The 16,085-nt window shown below is 76.0% G+C and carries 19 protein-coding genes and 1 tRNA gene; 3 read left to right on the forward strand and 17 right to left on the reverse strand.

Features of this window, described 5'->3' with window-relative positions; translation table 11 throughout:
• Positions 1 to 93 precede the first annotated feature (93 nt).
• From GTR02_RS11710 to GTR02_RS11730, 5 genes are all read right to left on the reverse strand, one after another.
• Positions 94 to 528, reverse strand: coding sequence for a Rid family hydrolase (locus tag GTR02_RS11710; protein ID WP_166607678.1), 435 nt, complete (start codon positions 526 to 528; stop codon positions 94 to 96).
• Between the two features lie 52 nt (positions 529 to 580).
• Positions 581 to 1,303, reverse strand: a complete 723-nt coding sequence (locus tag GTR02_RS11715; RefSeq protein WP_166607679.1) for a hypothetical protein — start codon at positions 1,301 to 1,303, stop codon at positions 581 to 583.
• A 29-nt stretch (positions 1,304 to 1,332) separates the two neighbouring features.
• Positions 1,333 to 2,721, reverse strand: coding sequence for a cytochrome P450 (locus GTR02_RS11720; RefSeq protein ID WP_338073763.1), 1,389 nt, complete (start codon positions 2,719 to 2,721; stop codon positions 1,333 to 1,335).
• A complete protein-coding gene (locus GTR02_RS11725; RefSeq protein ID WP_166607694.1) occupies positions 2,718 to 3,011 on the reverse strand; it encodes a GroES family chaperonin in 294 nt (97 codons plus the stop codon). The genes GTR02_RS11720 and GTR02_RS11725 overlap by 4 nt, the downstream gene beginning before the upstream one ends.
• 113 nt (positions 3,012 to 3,124) lie before the next feature.
• Positions 3,125 to 3,415, reverse strand: a complete 291-nt coding sequence (locus GTR02_RS11730; protein WP_166607681.1) for a DUF3618 domain-containing protein — start codon at positions 3,413 to 3,415, stop codon at positions 3,125 to 3,127.
• Positions 3,416 to 3,623: 208 nt separating this feature from the next.
• On the opposite strand from GTR02_RS11730, the gene bcp reads away from it, so the two are divergent.
• On the forward strand, positions 3,624 to 4,100 hold the full coding sequence (gene bcp / locus GTR02_RS11735) for a thioredoxin-dependent thiol peroxidase (RefSeq protein WP_166607682.1): 477 nt from the start codon (positions 3,624 to 3,626) through the stop codon (positions 4,098 to 4,100).
• A 12-nt stretch (positions 4,101 to 4,112) separates the two neighbouring features.
• On the opposite strand, the gene GTR02_RS11740 is transcribed toward bcp, so the two are convergent.
• The 11 genes from GTR02_RS11740 to clpS form a co-directional block, all read right to left on the reverse strand.
• Positions 4,113 to 4,194, reverse strand: a tRNA-Leu gene (locus tag GTR02_RS11740).
• Positions 4,195 to 4,291: 97 nt separating this feature from the next.
• On the reverse strand, positions 4,292 to 5,269 hold the full coding sequence (locus GTR02_RS11745) for an ATP-grasp domain-containing protein (RefSeq protein ID WP_338073760.1): 978 nt from the start codon (positions 5,267 to 5,269) through the stop codon (positions 4,292 to 4,294).
• Positions 5,270 to 5,344: 75 nt separating this feature from the next.
• Positions 5,345 to 6,196, reverse strand: a complete 852-nt coding sequence (locus GTR02_RS11750; protein ID WP_166607683.1) for an anti-sigma factor — start codon at positions 6,194 to 6,196, stop codon at positions 5,345 to 5,347.
• A complete protein-coding gene (gene sigK / locus GTR02_RS11755) occupies positions 6,193 to 6,777 on the reverse strand; it encodes an ECF RNA polymerase sigma factor SigK (RefSeq protein WP_166607684.1) in 585 nt (194 codons plus the stop codon). Before sigK ends, GTR02_RS11750 begins: the two co-directional genes overlap by 4 nt.
• Positions 6,778 to 7,018: 241 nt before the next feature.
• Complete coding sequence (locus tag GTR02_RS11760) at positions 7,019 to 7,687, reverse strand: fasciclin domain-containing protein (RefSeq protein WP_166607685.1); 669 nt, start codon at positions 7,685 to 7,687, stop codon at positions 7,019 to 7,021.
• A 396-nt stretch (positions 7,688 to 8,083) separates the two neighbouring features.
• Positions 8,084 to 9,664: a molybdopterin-dependent oxidoreductase gene (locus tag GTR02_RS23820; protein ID WP_338073761.1), complete on the reverse strand. Its 1,581-nt coding sequence runs from the start codon at positions 9,662 to 9,664 to the stop codon at positions 8,084 to 8,086.
• Positions 9,661 to 10,341: an RdgB/HAM1 family non-canonical purine NTP pyrophosphatase gene (gene rdgB / locus GTR02_RS11770; protein ID WP_166607686.1), complete on the reverse strand. Its 681-nt coding sequence runs from the start codon at positions 10,339 to 10,341 to the stop codon at positions 9,661 to 9,663. Before rdgB ends, GTR02_RS23820 begins: the two co-directional genes overlap by 4 nt.
• On the reverse strand, positions 10,338 to 11,096 hold the full coding sequence (gene rph / locus GTR02_RS11775) for a ribonuclease PH (protein ID WP_166607687.1): 759 nt from the start codon (positions 11,094 to 11,096) through the stop codon (positions 10,338 to 10,340). Before rph ends, rdgB begins: the two co-directional genes overlap by 4 nt.
• A gap of 526 nt (positions 11,097 to 11,622) precedes the next feature.
• Positions 11,623 to 12,444 (reverse strand): glutamate racemase, encoded by an 822-nt coding sequence (gene murI, locus GTR02_RS11780; RefSeq protein ID WP_166607688.1) that lies wholly within the window; start codon positions 12,442 to 12,444, stop codon positions 11,623 to 11,625.
• A gap of 48 nt (positions 12,445 to 12,492) precedes the next feature.
• Complete coding sequence (locus GTR02_RS11785; RefSeq protein ID WP_166607689.1) at positions 12,493 to 13,059, reverse strand: DUF2017 domain-containing protein; 567 nt, start codon at positions 13,057 to 13,059, stop codon at positions 12,493 to 12,495.
• A gap of 6 nt (positions 13,060 to 13,065) precedes the next feature.
• Positions 13,066 to 13,368 (reverse strand): ATP-dependent Clp protease adapter ClpS, encoded by a 303-nt coding sequence (gene clpS / locus GTR02_RS23145; protein ID WP_338073762.1) that lies wholly within the window; start codon positions 13,366 to 13,368, stop codon positions 13,066 to 13,068.
• A gap of 124 nt (positions 13,369 to 13,492) precedes the next feature.
• Between clpS and GTR02_RS11795 the strand changes: the two genes are divergently transcribed.
• Complete coding sequence (locus GTR02_RS11795) at positions 13,493 to 14,782, forward strand: nicotinate phosphoribosyltransferase (RefSeq protein ID WP_420814723.1); 1,290 nt, start codon at positions 13,493 to 13,495, stop codon at positions 14,780 to 14,782.
• A 9-nt stretch (positions 14,783 to 14,791) separates the two neighbouring features.
• Positions 14,792 to 15,391 carry an isochorismatase family protein gene (locus GTR02_RS11800; RefSeq protein ID WP_166607692.1) on the forward strand — a complete coding sequence of 200 codons (600 nt, stop codon included), beginning with the start codon at positions 14,792 to 14,794 and terminating at the stop codon, positions 15,389 to 15,391.
• Positions 15,392 to 15,403: 12 nt separating this feature from the next.
• Here GTR02_RS11800 and GTR02_RS11805 read toward each other — a convergent pair.
• The coding region (locus GTR02_RS11805; protein ID WP_166607693.1) for an RDD family protein at positions 15,404 to 16,085 on the reverse strand (682 nt) is incomplete at its 5' end.

Consider the following 16,085-nt stretch of genomic DNA (forward strand, 5'->3'; position numbering starts at 1 on the left):
CTCAGGGCATCTCCACCGTCTCGGCGCGGCGCACCTGGACGCCGCCCTGGCCGAGGTGCGCCGCGCCGAGACGGTGGAGATGCCCTGAGGCGCTCAGGTCACCGGACCGGCCGCCACGAGGTCCACCTCGACCACGGCCCCCACCGCGAGGCCCGTCACCCCGACCGTGGTGCGGGCGGGCAGCGGCCCGGCGAACCAGCCGCGGTAGGCGTCGTTGAAGGCGTCGAAGCCGGTGAAGTCCGTGAGGTAGACGCGGACCTGCAGGGCGTCGTCGAGCGTCATGGCGAACTGCGCGAGGACCGCGGACAGGTTGCGGCGCACCTGCTCCGCCTGCTCCAGCAGGCCGCCGGCCACGAGCCGGCCGGTCGCGGGATCGGTGGGCATCTGGCCCGTCACGAACACGAGCTCGCCCCAGCGGGTCGCGTGCGCGAAGGGCCCGACCTGGGGCGGGACGCCGTCGGCCGGGGAGAAGACGAACGTCTCCTTGGTGCGGGGGGTCGACGGGGGCGGCGGCTCGGGTGTGCTCACGCCAGGACCCTGCCAGGCCGGCCCCGCGGCCCGGCGGTGCGGCGCGCCGGCGTCACCGGACCCAGACGCGCAGGTCTCCCACCGCCTCGAAGCCGCCGGCGAGGGCGTCGGTGAGGTCCGCGCCCCGCTGGTAGCCGACGAGGGGGCGGGCCGGGAACAGCCCCGCGACGGCGCCGGCGAGCTCCGCCCAGTCCAGCCGGTGGCCCTCGACGGCCCAGGTGTTGGAGACGTCGACGGTGCCGCTGCCCAGGCGCGCGACCGCCCCGGCGACGGGGCGGCCCTCGACCCGCCGGGCCAGGACCGCGACGTGCGCGCGCTGCAGCAGCCCCGGCAGCAGGACGCCGGTGGTGTCGTGCCGCGCCGTCCACCCCGCCAGCTGCTCCCCGGTCCGCACGAGCGACCAGGGGCTGCGGTCGGCGCCGACCGGCACCGCCGCCCGGCGGTGGACCCAGGTCGCGGCGAACAGGACCCGCAGGCCCGACCCGGACAGGTCCAGGGTGGCGAAGCTGTCCTTCACCCCGGCGTGCGCACGGCCGTCGAGGCGCTGCGCGACGAGCTCGGCGCTCACCCCCGGTTCCACCACGACGGCGTCGGAGTGCAGGGGCGGCGGAGGCCTCGTGGTGCTCCACAACCCCTGCGCCAGCACGGAACCCACGCCGTGCAGGGCGCACAGGTCCTCGTACCAGCCGACGCTGGCGTCCACGGCGGACCGCAGCCGGGGGTCGAGGGCCGGCCCGGCCCCGCCGGCCGGGGGACGCTCGCGCGGGGTGCTCATCGGTGCCCATGCTGCCGCACCCACCCCGCTCACGCGGGGAGCGGCTCCACGAGCAGGCGCAGCCCGCCCCGGGGGCGCAGCGTGACCAGCGACTCCACGGCGGGCCGGGGGCCGGGGGCCGGGCGCACCCGGCGGTCGCGCAGCAGCGTCGCGAGGACGAGCGCCGACTCCACGACGGCCAGGTCGCGGCCGATGCAGAGCCGGGCGCCGGCCCCGAACGGCACGTAGCCCAGGTCCCGCCGGGGGGCGTCGAGGAACCGCTCCGGGCGGAACTCCTCCGGCGCCTCCCAGAGGTCGGGGTGGCGGTGCAGCGCCCACGTGCAGACGATGACGAGCGTCCCCGCGGGCACGGGCACGCCGGCCACGGTGTCGTCGACGAGGGCCGTGCGCGTGATGACCCACGCGGGCGGGTACAGCCGCAGGGACTCCTCGAGCACGGCCCGGGTGTACGGCAGCGCCGCGAGGTCGTCCCAGCCGGGGGCCCGCGCGCCGCCCGGGGCGCCGAGCACGGCCGCGAGCTCGGCGTGCAGCCGCTCCTGGACCCGCGGGTGCCGGGCCAGCAGGTCCAGCGTCCAGGTCAGCGACGACGCGACCGTCTCGTGGCCCGCCACGACGAAGGTGACGAGCTCGTCGCGCACCTCCGCGTCGGAGAGCCCGGCGCGCAGCATGAGCCCGACGACGTCGTCGGCGTCCTCGGCGACGCCCCGCGCCCGGCGGGCCCCGACGACCTGAGCGCACACCCGGTCGATCGCGGCCACCTCGTGCGCCAGCCGCCGCCGCGAGCGCGTCGGCCAGGAGTTCGGGACGGGGTTCTGCGCCCGGGCCACGACGAGCTCGAGCGCGCGTCCGACGGCGTCCACGAGGTCCTGCGCGACGCCGGACAGGTCGGCGTCGGCCAGGGTGTGCCCGACGACCTCCAGGCTCGCGCGCGACGTGGCGTCGAGGACCTCCAGCGGTTCTCCCGGCGCGAGCCGCGACGCCCTGTCCCGCAACCGCTCCGCCGCCGCGACGGACTGCTCGGCGACCCCGCCGAGCGAGGAGTGGTGGAACGCGGGCTGCACGGTGCGCCGGTGCCGTCGCCACGCCTCCCCGTCGCTCGTCAGCAGCCCCGCGCCCGTGACCGTGGCCAGCGCCGAGTACTGCAGCGTCGCGCGCCCGTAGGACCGGTGCGCCTCGACGAGCACGTGCCGCACGCCCTCGGGGTCGTTGAGCAGCAGCACCGGCGTGCGGGGCAGCGGGAACGCGACGACGTCGCCGTAGCGGCGCGTGGTGGCGGTGAGGAAGTCCACGGGGCTGCGGCGGATGCCCGGGACCGCGCGCACCATGTCCCATGGCAGCGGGCCGTCGGCGGCCAGCCTGGTGTAGCGCGCGTTGCGCCGGACGGGCGCGCCGGACCGGGCGGGCGCGTCGGGGTTCAGAGGTACAGCCCGGTCTGGCCGTCGTCGACGCGCGGAGCCGCCACGGCGTGCAGGTCGCGCTCGCGCAGCAGGACGTAGCCCTCGCCGTGCAGCTCGACCTCGGCCCTGTCCTCGGGGTCGTACAGGACGCGGTCGCCGACCTCCACCTGCCGGACGTGCTGCCCGAGGGCGACGACGCGCGCCCAGGCCAGCCGGCGGCCGACCGCGGCCGTGGCGGGGATGAGGATGCCCTTGGACGACGTGCGCTCGCCCGCGTTCTCGGCGCTGACGAGGACCCGGTCGTGCAGCATCCGCACGGGCAGACGGGGATCGTCGGGGGTGGCGCTCACGGGGCCGACCGTAGCGCGCGGCCACGCCGCCCGCCGACGGAGGGCGGGGACCGCGGGGGCCGCGCCGGGGTCTCTCAGCGGCGCTTGCGGACCGCCCGCACGACGAGCAGCAAGGTGATCCCGACGACGGCCGCGGCGACCGCGCCGACCCGCTCGACGCGCAGCGAGCCGTCCGGGGCCGTCGTGAAGGCCGTGACCTTCTGCTTCACGGTGGCGATGCCGCGCTCCTTGATCGCCGAGGGGGCGATCCGCGCGGTGAGCTCGTCGATGGTGCCCGCCAGCTGCGCCCGGCGCAGCTCGACCTCGCGCTCGAGCGCGCGGGGGTCGGTCGTGGTGATCTCGGCCTTGCCGCCGTCGTTGACCATCACGGCCCTCCTGCTCCTGTTCCATGCGGCCCCGTGGCGTGCTCCGGGTGCCGCGCTGACGTGCGGATCCGCACGCCCCCTGGTGACCGGGGGCCGTCGCGGAGCCCCGACCGTACCGGAGCAGGAGGCCGCCGCACCCGCGCGACCCCGGGCGCGACGCCCGCGGTCCCCTGCCGGGCGGGGGTGCGGGGCGGCTAGCGTGCCGGGCATGCCCGAGCGACTCGCTCCGGGGGACACCGCCCCGGACTTCACCCTGACCGCCTCCGACGGCAGCAGCGTCACGCTGTCCGGGCTGCGCGGCGAGCACGTCGTCCTCTACTTCTACCCGGCGGCCATGACGCCGGGCTGCACGACGCAGGCCTGCGACTTCCGCGACTCCCTCGACGCGCTGAACGCCGCCGGCTACCGCGTCCTCGGCGTCTCGCCGGACCCGGTCGCGAAGCTCGCGCGCTTCGTCGAGCGGGACGGCCTGACGTTCCCCCTGCTGTCCGACCCCGACCACGCCGTCCTCGAGGCCTACGGGGCGTGGGGCGAGAAGACGATGTACGGCAGGACGTCCGTCGGCGTCGTCCGCTCGACCGTCGTCGTGGGCCCGGACGGCACGGTGGTGCTCGCGCAGCACAACGTCCGCGCGAAGGGCCACGTGGCCCGGCTGCGCAAGGACCTGGGCGTCGACGCGGCCTGAGCCGCCGACGAGTGCGGGAGACGGGACTCGAACCCGCACGCCCGGAGGCACAGGATCCTAAGTCCTGCGTGGCTGCCAGTTACACCACTCCCGCTCGCTGCGCGGGAGCCTAACCGAGCCGCGCGCACTCCTCCCGGCGGCGGCTCCCCCGCCGCCGGGAACCGCCCCCGCGGGCCGGCGGAGGACCCCGGTCAGCCGTGCTCGGCGAGCAGCCGGCCGAGGTGGCGGGCGATCTCGCGGGGGCCGGAGCGGGGTGCGGCCGCGTCCACGGCCGCGTTGTAGTTGGTGTTCGTGTTGACGTCGTAGGTGACGAGACGCCCCTCGGCCGTCTGGATGAACTCGATGCCCGCGATCTCGATCCCCCAGCGACGCAGGAACTCCGCGTACGCGCCGAGCACCGGGTGCGCGAAACCCTCGCGCAGGCTGAAGATCTGCTCGCCGGGTTCCTGCGGGACGGTCGCGCCCGGGGGCATGACGGGGCGTCCGGTGACGGGGTCGAGCGCGCACGCGTCGGCCGGGCACAGCTGGAACCCGCCCTTGGCGGTGTCGGCCCGGACGGCGTACAGGAACTCCCCGCCCACGAACTCGCACCGGGTGATCGAGTCGTCGGCGGGACGCACGTACTCCTGCAGCAGCCACACCCCGTCGACGGGTTCCTCCAGCTCCCCCGACGCCGCGGCGTCGGCGAGCTCCTCGTGGCTGTCGAAGCGCGCGACGCCCAGGCCCTTGCCGCCCTGCGCGTGCTTGGTGACGAAGGGGACGGACACGCCCTTCGCCGCGGCCAGCAGCCGGTCGGTGCCGACGACGACGACCGTGCGGGGCACGTCGATCCCCGCGGCCGCGAGCGCCGTCAGCTGGTCGACCTTGCTGAGCTCGAGCTCCAGGACCCGCCGGCCGTTGACGGTCCGCCGCCCGGCGGCCTCGACCCAGGACAGCACCGCGCGGGTGTGCGCGGAGGACAGCGCGTGGCCCCGGGTGTGGGAGGACGCGGACATCCGCGACCACCAGACGCCGGGCGCCGGCGGGTCGGCGAGGTCGAGGACGCCGCCCGTGAGCAGGTGCTCGCGCAGCTCGACGCCCTCGGCCGCGAAGGCGTCGGCGAAGGGCGGGAACCAGTCGGGGTTCTCGTGCAGGACGTGGACGGCGGACTCGCCGGGTGCGGGGCTCACCCCGAGACCCTCTCCCCGCACCCGCGGCCCGGGCAAGGCGGCCGAGCCGGCCCGCGGGAGCGGACCGCCCGGCGCTCAGGCCGGGATCGGCGCCAGGACGATGGGCTGCGTCGTCGGCTGCTGCGAGCCGCCGACGGGTTCGACCGAGATCCCGAGACCGCTGGCGCCACCCGTGTCGGGCACGAAGAACGTGGAGCGTCCGTCGGCCGGGGCGGGCAGCAGGCCCGCCGAGCGCACGGTCTGGCCCTCGACGAACCAGAGCTGGTACTGCCGGTCGGGCACCGGGGGCAGGTCCGCCAGCACCACGGCGCGGGTGCCGGCGTGCACGACGGTGGCCGCGCCGCCGCCCGTGGCGTCGACCCGCACGACCTGCGCACCGGCGCTGGTCAGGACGGACTCCACCTGCTCCTGGTAGCGCTCCTGCGCCGCCACCGTGGCCGACAGCCGGTCCGCGTCGCGGCGGGCGTCCACGGCGTAGGTGACGCCACCCACCGCGACGACCGCGCAGGCCGCGGCGGCGAGCAGGGCGTAGCCCGGCCGGCCCCGCCGGCGCCGGCGCTGCTCCGCCAGGTCGACGGGAGCACCGGGCGCAGCGGGGGCGTCGACGGAGCGGCCGGAGCTCGCGGGCCGGGCGCCGGCGACGACCGACGCCGCAGGCGCCGACCGCTCCTGGGGGGTGTCGGCGATCGCCGCGAGGATGCTGGCGCGCAGGTGCGGCGGGGGCTGCGCCGGAGTGGTGACGCCCAGCCGGGACGCCGTCTCCCGCAGCTGCTCGGCCCCGTCGCGGGCGGCCGGCGAGGACTGCAGGTGCCGTTCGTAGAGGGCGCGCTCGTCGTCGTCGAGGGCGTCCAGGGCCCACGCCCCCGCGAGGGAGTCGACGTCCTCGCGGGTCCCCCCGCGCGTCGTGGCGTCGTCCGTGCCGCTCATGCCACCGTCACCCCCATCACGTCGCGCAGGCGGATCAGGGCGTCGCGCAAGCGGGTCTTCACGGTGCCGAGCGGCAGCCGCAGGTCTTCGGCGATCTCGCGGTGCGTGCGTCCGCCGTAGTAGGCGAGGTCCACCGCTTCGCGCTGCACGGGGGTCAGGGCGCTCAGGGCGCGCTGCACCTCCTCCCGCTCCAGGAGCACCTCGACCTCCTCGCTGACGCTGTCGTAGGGAGCCGGCTCCCGGATGCCCGCGCGTTCGTCGCGGTCGGAGCTGGCCTGGCTGGAACGGACGCGGTCGACCGCGCGGCGGTGGGCCATCGTCACGATCCACCCGCGGGCGGTCCCGCGCGCGGGGTCGAAGCGGACGGCGGTGCGCCAGGCCTCCAGGAAGACCTCCTGGACGACCTCCTCGCTCTGGGCGTGGTCGCGCAGGACGCGCAGGACGGTCCCGAAGACGACGGGGACCGTCGCGTCGTAGAACTGCGCGAAGGCGTGCTGGTCACCGGTCGCCGCGGCGAGCAGCGCGTCGTCGGCACTGCCCCGCTCTGCGGCTCCGGTGGCGCGCGGTCCTGACGTGGTCATCGTGGACACTCTGGCACCTCCCACCACAGCGCACGGGTCATGGTCGGGTTTCGTCCCCGTGTCGGTCCCGGATGGGTCCGACCCCGGCGACCACCCGAACGGCGCAACGCCGGGCCCGGTGAACCCCCGCGGACGCGCCCGGCTCACGGCCCGCAGGCCGTGCGCCGTGTCCCGGGGTCCGGCCCCGGCGCCGGCTCGCGGGGAGCCGGCCACCGGGAGCGGACGGTGCTCAGGCCGATGGTCAGGCCGGGGGCATCAGGACCGAGTCGATGAGGTACACGGTCGCGTTGGCGGTCTTGACGCCACCGCAGATGACGTTCGTGGTGCCGTTGACCGTCAGCATCTCGGGGGTGCCGGCCACGGTGACGTCGCCACCCTCGAGGGTCTTGTGGGTGCCGACGATCTGGTCGGGGGACAGCTGACCCGAGACGACGTGGTACGTGAGGATCTTCGTCAGGGTGGCCGTGTCGGTCTTGAGGGACTCGATGGTGGCCGGGTCGATCTTCCCGAAGGCGTCGTCGACGGGCGCGAACACGGTGAGCTGGCCGCCGTTGAGGTCGTTGACCAGGTTCACGTTCGGGTTCAGCTGGCCGGAGACCGCGGCGGTGAGGGTCTTCAGCAGCGGGTTGGCACCGGCCGCGGTGGCCAGCGGCGCGGTGGCCATGCCCCCGACGGACGCGGGGCCGTCGGCGTTGGCGGCGGCGTAGTCGGCGCAGCCGGGGCCGACCGGCATGGACATCATGGCCGCGCTGGTGGAGCTCGAGCTCGACGACGTCGACGGCATCGCACTGCTGCTCGAGGAGGAGCTGGACGTGTCGGTCGTCGTCGACCCGGTGTCGCTGCTGCCGCAGGCGGCGAGGCCGAGCGTCACCGTGGCGGTGAGGGCGAAGAGGGTGCCGATGCGCTTCATGGTGAGTTTCTCCTGCTGCGTGTGGTGAGATCCGGCCGGAAGGACCGGATCGTCGTTGCAGGAGTAGTTCGGAACTGCCCCCGCCGCGGATGGGACCGGCCCGGAGTTCTTTCCCGGGAATCCCGTGAGCTGTTTCACACCGGCCCGTGCGAGGGTTTCGCCGAGTTCCCCGACGACCGGTGCGCGGTTCCCGCGGCCGTTCCCCGGGTCGGGCCGCACGCCGTCGGGCGGGGTGCGGGAGGAACTCCCCCGCGGCGCGGCACGTCCCCGGCCGGCCGCCCCCGGAACGCCGAGAGGCCCGCCACCGGGTTCCGGTGACGGGCCTGCGCGGGGCGGTGCTGAACGGTGCGGGGCGGTGCTGAGCGGTGCGGTGCTGAACGGTGCGGCGCGGCGGTCCTACTCGACGGTGACGGTGACGGAGTCCCAGCCGCTGGCTCCGTCGGGGACGGGCGCGGCGACGTCCTGCGTCTGCGTCTGCCCCGTGCCGTCGGTCGCCCGCACCTGGAGCGTGTGGCTGCCGGCACCCGCGCCGGAGGCGTCCCAGTCGTAGACCCACTGGCACCACGTGTCGTCCGAGACCGAGGGCACGATCCGGGCCGGCGCCCACTCGCCGCGGTCGATGCTGACCTCGACCTTGTCGACCCCGCGGTGCTGCGCCCACGCGACGCCGGCGATCGGCACCCGCCCCGCGCGGACGGTGGCGAAGGACTGCGGGACGTCGATGCGCGACGCGGTCTTGATGGGACCGCGGGCGGACCACCCGCGATCGGTCCAGTACGCCGTCTTCTCGGCGAACGTGGTGATCTCGAGGTCGGTGACCCACTTGCAGGCCGAGACGTAGCCGTACAGGCCCGGCACGACCATGCGGACGGGGAACCCGTGCTCGCGGGGCAGCGGCTCACCGTTCATGCCGACCGCGAGCATGGCGTCCCGGCCGTCGGTCAGGTCGGCCAGGGGCGCGGAGAGGGTGAAGCCGTCGGTGCTGGTGGCGTAGACCATGTCGGCCCCCGCGCTCGGGGCGACCCGGGCGAGCAGCTCCTGCAGCGGGTACCCCAGCCAGCGCGCGTTGCCGACGTAGCTGCCGCCGACCTCGTTGCTCACGCAGGTCAGGGTGATCCACCGCTCGCGCAGGGGCAGCGCCAGCAGGTCGTCGTAGGTGAGGGTCAGCTCCTCGCCCACCATGCCGTGGATGCGCAGCGACCAGTCCTCGGCCTTGACGTCCGGGACGCTCAGCGCGGTGTCGATGCGGTAGAAGTCCGCGTTGCGCGTGACGTACGGCGTGAGGCCGGAGGGGCCGGGGTCGACGCCCGGGGGCAGCGGCGGCGCCGGGTCGGCCGGCGCGGGCAGGCGGATGGCGTCCCGCGAGGCCTCGGCGCTGCGGGAACGGACGAGGAGCTGCCCACCCCCGGCGGTCGCGGCCGCGGCGGCGGCGGCCACACCGAGGATGACGGTGCGCCGCTGCGGGCCCTCGCCGGGGCCCGTGCGGAGCAGGCGCCGGGTGAGCACCGTGAGCGCGTAGGCGCCGGCGCCCGCGCCGAGCACGGACGGCAGGGGCGACAGCGGCGAGGAGTCCGGCCGGGTCACGGCGGCCGCGACGCCCACGAGCCCGAGCAGGCCGACGACCACGAGCCCGGCGCCCAGGCGGCGGCGGGCGATGACGCCCGCGACGGCCGCGAGGACGGCGATGACCGCGCCCATCGTCAGCAGCAGGACGAGCTTGTCGTTCGTCCCGAACGTCCGGATGGCGAAGTCCTTCAGCCACGGCGGGACCCGGTCGATGACCGCTCCCCCGACGACGACGAGGGGGGCCGCCGACGGCGACACGACGCCGGCCGTCAGCTGCCCCACCCCGAGCGTGAGCGCGGCCGAGAGGACACCGGCCCCTGCGAACCACCCACGACCTGCGCGGGGCGCGATCGGCTGCCCCGCACTCCCCTCCTGGCCGCCGGCGGCGGTGACGTCCTCCTGGGTGCTCACGCGGAGGCTTCGGAGCCGGTGGTGCCGCGGATGGGTGCCGGGGGGGCCGCGGGGCGGGTGAGCGCGGTCACCAGCGCCGGCACGAGGGCCCGGAACGCCCGGCCCCGGTGGCTCACGGCGTTCTTCTCCTCGGCGGTGTGCTCGGCCAGCGTGCGGTCGCTGCCCGCGGGCACGAAGACCGGGTCGTAGCCGAAGCCGCCCGCCCCGCTGCGGGCCGCGCGCAGGGTGCCCCGCAGCTCGGCGACCTCGACGTGGCTGCCGCCGTCCGGGCTCGCGAGCGCCGCGGCGCAGACGAAGGCGCCCCCGCGGTGCTCCGCCGGGACGTCGGCCAGCTGGGCGAGGAGGAGGTCGAGGTTGGCGGCGTCGTCGCCGTGCCGGCCGGCCCAGCGCGCCGAGAAGATGCCGGGGGCGCCCCCGAGCACGTCGACGGCGATGCCGGAGTCGTCGGCCACGGCGAGCACCCCCGTGGCGGCCGCGACGGCGCGGGCCTTCAGCAGCGCGTTGTCCGCGAACGTGGTGCCGGTCTCGGCGACCTCGGGGACGTCGGGGAAGGCGTCGACGCCGAGGACCTCGACCGCGGCCAGGCGCCCGGCCTCGACCTCGCCGGCCAGCACGGCGCGCAGCTCCCCCACCTTGTGCGCGTTGCGGGTGGCGAGCACCAGGCGCGGGGTGCTCACCGCGCCGGCCCCGCCGCGAGGGCCTCGGCCTGCACGCGGGCGAGGCTCGAGCAGCCCGCCAGCGCGAGGTCCAGCAGCGCGTCGAGCTCGGCCCGGTCGAAGGGCGCGCCCTCGGCCGTGCCCTGCACCTCGACGAACCGGCCGTCGCCCGTGACGACGACGTTCATGTCGGTCTCGGCGCGGACGTCCTCCTCGTAGGGCAGGTCCAGCACGGGGCGGCCGCCGACGACGCCGACGCTGACGGCGCTGACCGTGCCGGTGAGCGGCTGCCGGGAGGGCTTGACGAGTCCCTTCCCCTTCGCCCAGGACACGGCGTCGGCGAGGGCCACGTAGGCCCCCGTGATCGCGGCCGTGCGGGTGCCCCCGTCGGCCTGCAGGACGTCGCAGTCCAGGACGACCGTGTTCTCGCCGAGCGCCGCGGTGTCGATCACGGCGCGCAGGCTGCGCCCGACGAGCCTCGAGATCTCGTGCGTGCGCCCGCCGACGCGGCCCTTGACCGACTCGCGGTCACTGCGGGTGTTCGTCGCGCGGGGCAGCATGGCGTACTCCGCGGTCACCCAGCCCTGGCCGGAGCCCTTGCGCCACCGGGGCACGCCCTCGGTGAAGGACGCCGCGCACAGGACGCGCGTGCGGCCGAACTCGACGAGCACGCTGCCCTCGGCGTGGTCCAGCCAGCCGCGGGTGATCCTGACGGGACGCAGTTCGTCGGCGGCGCGGCCGTCGGCGCGGGCGGGAGCGGGGGTCGTCGTGGTCACCGGACCAGGGTCTCACCCGGGCCTGGGAGCCGCCCCGGGCCCGCCCTCGCTCACTCTCGGACTCACACTGATGACGATGTGTCGCAACGGGGAACGGGTGGGGCTGGTGGGACGCGCACCGGGCACGGCGACACGGCGCAATCTCCGCGGGAGCGCCCGACCGCGCGGTCGGTGCGGCACGATGTGGGCATGGTGAAGCGCTCCACGCGGGCCCTGCGCCCCGGTGACCGGGTGACGACCGGTCCCGCCGACCACGAGGGCGTGGTCCTCCGTCCCCTGCGCGTCACGCTCGCCCCGCTGCGCCGCCTGGCCGTGCGCGAGGTCGCGCGCACCGTGCTCGTCGGGCCGTCCTTGCGCGGGCGCCCGCTGCCGGGGCTCACCCGGCTCGTCGTCACGTTCAGCGACGGGACGCGCAGTCAGCCCGTCGCCGCGTCGAGCGCCTGGTCGCTCGTCGCCGCGGGCGACGCGCACGCGGGCACGGGCAGCGCGGCGCGGCACAGCAGCTCCCGGCGCGTCGTGCCGGACCTCACCGGCCTGCGACCGCGCCGAGGTGCAGGGGGCCGGTCTCCTCGACGGAGACGACCTGCGGCCCGAGGAACCGCTGCGCGAGCAGCCGGAAGGGTGTCGGGTCTCCCGTCGACGTGAAGCGGTGCCGGGGTGCGGGCCGGTCGTCGGGGCGCAGCAGCCCGCGGTCGGAGAGCCCGCGGTAGACGTCGAAGGCCGTCTCCTCGGCGCTCGACACGAGGGTGACGTCGTCGCCCACGACGCTGCGCAGCACGGCCATGAGCAGCGGGTAGTGCGTGCAGCCCAGCACGAGCGTGTCGACGTCCGCGGCCACGATCGGGGCCAGGTACTCGCGCGCGGCCGTCAGCAGGTCCGGGCCGCTCGTGGTGCCGCGCTCGACGAACTCGACGAAGCGCGGGCACGCGGCCGTCGTCAGGGCGAGGTGCGGGGCCGCGGCGAACGCGTCCTCGTAGGCGCGCGAGCTGATCGTCGCGCGGGTGCCGATGACGCCCACGCGGCCGTTGCGGGTGGCGCGCACGGCGCGGCGCACCGCGGGCTGGATCACCTCCACGACGGGCACGTCGTAGCGCTCGCGCGCGTCGCGCAGCATCGCGGCGGAGGCGGAGTTGCACGCGATGACGAGCATCTTCACGCCGGAGTCGACGAGCCGGTCCAGCACGTCGAGGCTGTGGCGGCGCACCTCGGCGATCGGCTTGGGGCCGTACGGGCTGTGCGCGGTGTCGCCGATGTAGTGGACCGCCTCGTGGGGCAGCTGGTCGAGCACGGCGCGGGCCACCGTGAGCCCGCCCACGCCGGAGTCGAAGATGCCGATGGGTGCGTCCACGGGAGGCGATCCTAGGCGGCGCCAACGGCCCGTCCGCCGTGGCGGCCCTCAGCCGAGGGAGCGGACCAGCGTCTCCTGCAGGTGGGTCGTGAAGTCGTAGACCGCCCAGGCGTAGCGGTCGGGGTCGTCCTCGGCCAGGTCGTCGGCGTCGCGGTCGTCGCTGACGCCCAGCCGGGTCCCCAGCGCCAGGCGGATGTCGTTCAGCGCCGTCAGCCAGGTGCGGGCGCCCTCGGCGTCGAGCTGGACGCGCCCGCCCTGCCCGGCCACGGGCTCGAGGGACTCCAGCAGCGTCCGCGCCGCCGCGGCCTTGCGCTCGCGCAGGCTGCGCTCGGTCAGCCGGCGGAACTCCGATGAGGCGTCGGCGTCGGCGGCCGCGTAGGCGTCCGGCAGCAACCGCCGCAGGACGTCGTCGTCCGGCGGCGCGGTCGGGCCGACCGTGCCGTCGGCGTCGCCGAGGTCGGTGAGCCCGAGCTGGACGGCGAGGGGGTCCAGGGTGCGCACGGGCACGTCGAGCAGCTCGATGACCTCGCGGGCCAGCGACGCCAGGACGTCGGCCTCGACGGGCTGGAGGTCCAGGGAGACGACGCCCCCGCGGGAACGGCGGAACGTGGCCATCGTCGGCTAGTCGTCCTTCTGCAGGGTCGCCCAGAGGCCGTAGCCGTGCATCGCCTCGACGTCGCGCTCCATCTGCTCGCGGCTGCCCGTGGACACGGCGGCCCGGCCCTTGGAGTGCACGTCCATCATCAGCGCCTCCGCCTTGCTCTCCGAGTAGCCGAAGTGGGTGCGGAAGACGTACGTCACGTAGGACATGAGGTTGACGGGGTCGTTCCAGACGATCGTGACCCAGGGCGCCGAGAGGTCCGTCCCGAGGTCGGTCTCCGGACGCTCCAGCTCCACGGGAGCGGTGAGGAGGATCGCCGGCACGGGCCCAGTGTAGGGACGCTCAGCGACGTCCCAGGACGGTGTGCTCCGCCGCGCGCGCCGGGGGCCGCGTGCGCCCCGCGGCCCGCGCCCTAGGCTGGCGCGGGTGACGAGCAGCACGGCGCTGATGACCGACATGTACGAGCTCACGATGCTGCAGGCCGCGCTGGCGAGCGGCGCGGCGGAGCGCTCCTGCACCTTCGAGGTGTTCGGGCGACGGCTGCCCGAGGGCCGCCGGTTCGGCGTGGTGGCCGGGACGGGGCGCGTCCTGGAGGCGCTGCGGGACTTCCGCTTCGACGCGGACGTGCTCGACCACCTGCGCGCGCGCGGCACCGTCGACGAGGCCACGCTCGCCCACCTGGCCTCCTACCGGTTCACGGGCAGCGTCGACGGCTACGCCGAGGGCGAGGTCTACTTCCCCGGCTCGCCGATGCTCACCGTGCGCGGCACCTTCGCCGAGGCGGTCGTCCTGGAGACGCTCGTGCTCTCGATCCTCAACCACGACTGCGCGATCGCCTCGGCCGCGGCCCGCATGGTCACCGCCGCCCGCGACCGGCCGCTGATCGAGATGGGCTCGCGGCGCACGCACGAGGAGTCGGCCGTGGCGTCGGCGCGCGCGGCCTACCTCGCGGGGTTCACCTCGACGTCGAACCTCGAGGCGGGGCGGCGCTACGGCATCCCGACGTCGGGGACGTCCGCGCACGCCTTCACGCTCCTGCACGACACCGAGGAGGAGGCGTTCCGCGCCCAGGTCGCCTCCCTCGGCGTCGGGACGACGCTGCTGGTCGACACCTACGACATCACCCGCGGCATCGCTACGGCCGTGGAGGTCGCCGGGCCCGGCCTCGGGGCCGTGCGGATCGACTCGGGCGACCTCGCGGTGCTCGCGGTCCAGGCGCGCGAGCAGCTCGACGCGCTGGGGGCGACGTCCACGCGCATCGTCGTCTCGGGCGACCTCGACGAGTTCGCGGTCGCGGCCCTCGCGGCCGCACCGGTCGCCGGCTACGGCGTGGGCACGTCGCTCGTGACGGGCTCGGGCGCCCCGACCGCGGGCCTGGTCTACAAGCTCGTCGAGGTCGACGGCCGGCCCGTCGCGAAGCGCTCGACGTCGAAGGTCACGCAGGGCGGGCGCAAGATCGCGGTCCGCCGGCACCGGCCCACCGGCACGGCCACGGAGGAGGTCCTCGGCACGGGCGTCGCCCCGCCCGCCGAACCCCACGACCGGCCGCTGCAGGTGCCGCTCGTGCGCGACGGCGAGGTCGTCGAGGGCCTGCCCGACCTGCACGGGGCGCGCGAGCACCTCCGGCGGGTCCTCGTGACCCTGCCCTGGGACGCCCTGGCGCTCTCGCGCGGCGAGCCCGCGATCTCCACCACCGTCCTGCCCGCTCCGGCGGGTGCCGCCGTCCGCCCCGTCTGAGGAGCCCGCGTGCCCCGTTGCCTCGTCGTCGTCGACGTCCAGAACGACTTCTGCCCCGGCGGCGCCCTCGCGGTGGCGGGCGGGGCCGAGGTCGCGGCCGCGACGTCGGCGCTGCTCGCCCGCGACGGCATCGCCTACGACCACGTCGTCGCGACCCAGGACTTCCACGTCGACCCCGGGGCGCACTTCTCCGACGCGCCGGACTTCGTGGACTCCTGGCCGCCGCACTGCCGCGCCGGGAGCTACGGGGCGCTGCTGCACGACGCGCTGGACACCCGGCGGATCGAGGCCGTGTTCCGCAAGGGGCAGTACGCCGCGGCCTACTCCGGGTTCGAGGGCACCACGTCCAGCGTCACGGCCGAGGGCGGCGAGCTCGTCACGGGGCTCGCGGACTGGTTGCGGGGCAACGGGGTCGACGAGGTCCACGTGGTGGGCATCGCCACCGACCACTGCGTGCGGGCGACCGCGCTGGACGCCGTCCGCGAGGGTTTCGCGACGACCGTGCTGCTGGGCCTCACCGCGGGCATCGCCGCCGGCAGCACCGGCGCCGCGCTCGCGGAGATGCGCGGCGCCGGGGTGGCGCTGGTCGGGGAGCCCGTCGTCGGCTGAGGGGCCGCCGCGTCAGCGGCGGGCGCGCACCACGACGGTCCGGCCCGGCTTGTCGTGCAGCGCCTGCCGCCGGGTGTCCCACAGCGGCCACAGCGAGTCGAGGACCCAGTAGAACAGCCCGAGGAAGGGGATGTTCGACACGAGGTCCCGGCTGACCCAGCGCAGGATCGACTGCCCCCACGACAGGGGCCCCGGCTGGTCCCAGCTGCGCACGCGCAGGCCGCACAGGAGCTTGCCCGGCGTGGCCCCGAGGAAGCGCAGGAAGAGGATCGTGTAGACCGCGGACACCGCGATGCTGATGTAGGTGACGGTCTGCAGGTCGCTGGTGACGGCAGGGTTCTGCAGCAGCTGCTGCGCCGGCTGCGCCGCACCCGACGAGGCGGCCGCCACGACCTGCTCCAGGGACGTCTGGAAGACCGCCGCGACCCGCGACAGCGGCTGCCACGCCGCGACGGCGACGACCGTGCTGACGATCAGGTAGTCGACGACGCGGGCCAGCAGCCGCAGGCCCAGGGCCCCGAGCGGCTGGCCGTCCGGCGTGGCCAGCAGCCTGGCCCCGGTCGTGCCGTCGTAGCCGACCTGGTACGGCGCGCCGTAGCCCCCGCCGGCCGCCGGGCCGTCGCCGGGGCCCCGGCCGAGGTCGGACCCCCCCGGCGCGTCCCCGCCCTGGCGCCCCCAGGGAGCCGGGCTGGCA

The organism is Kineococcus siccus, from assembly GCF_009906795.1.
In the GTDB taxonomy this organism is placed as follows: Bacteria; Actinomycetota; Actinomycetes; order Actinomycetales; family Kineococcaceae; genus Kineococcus; species Kineococcus siccus.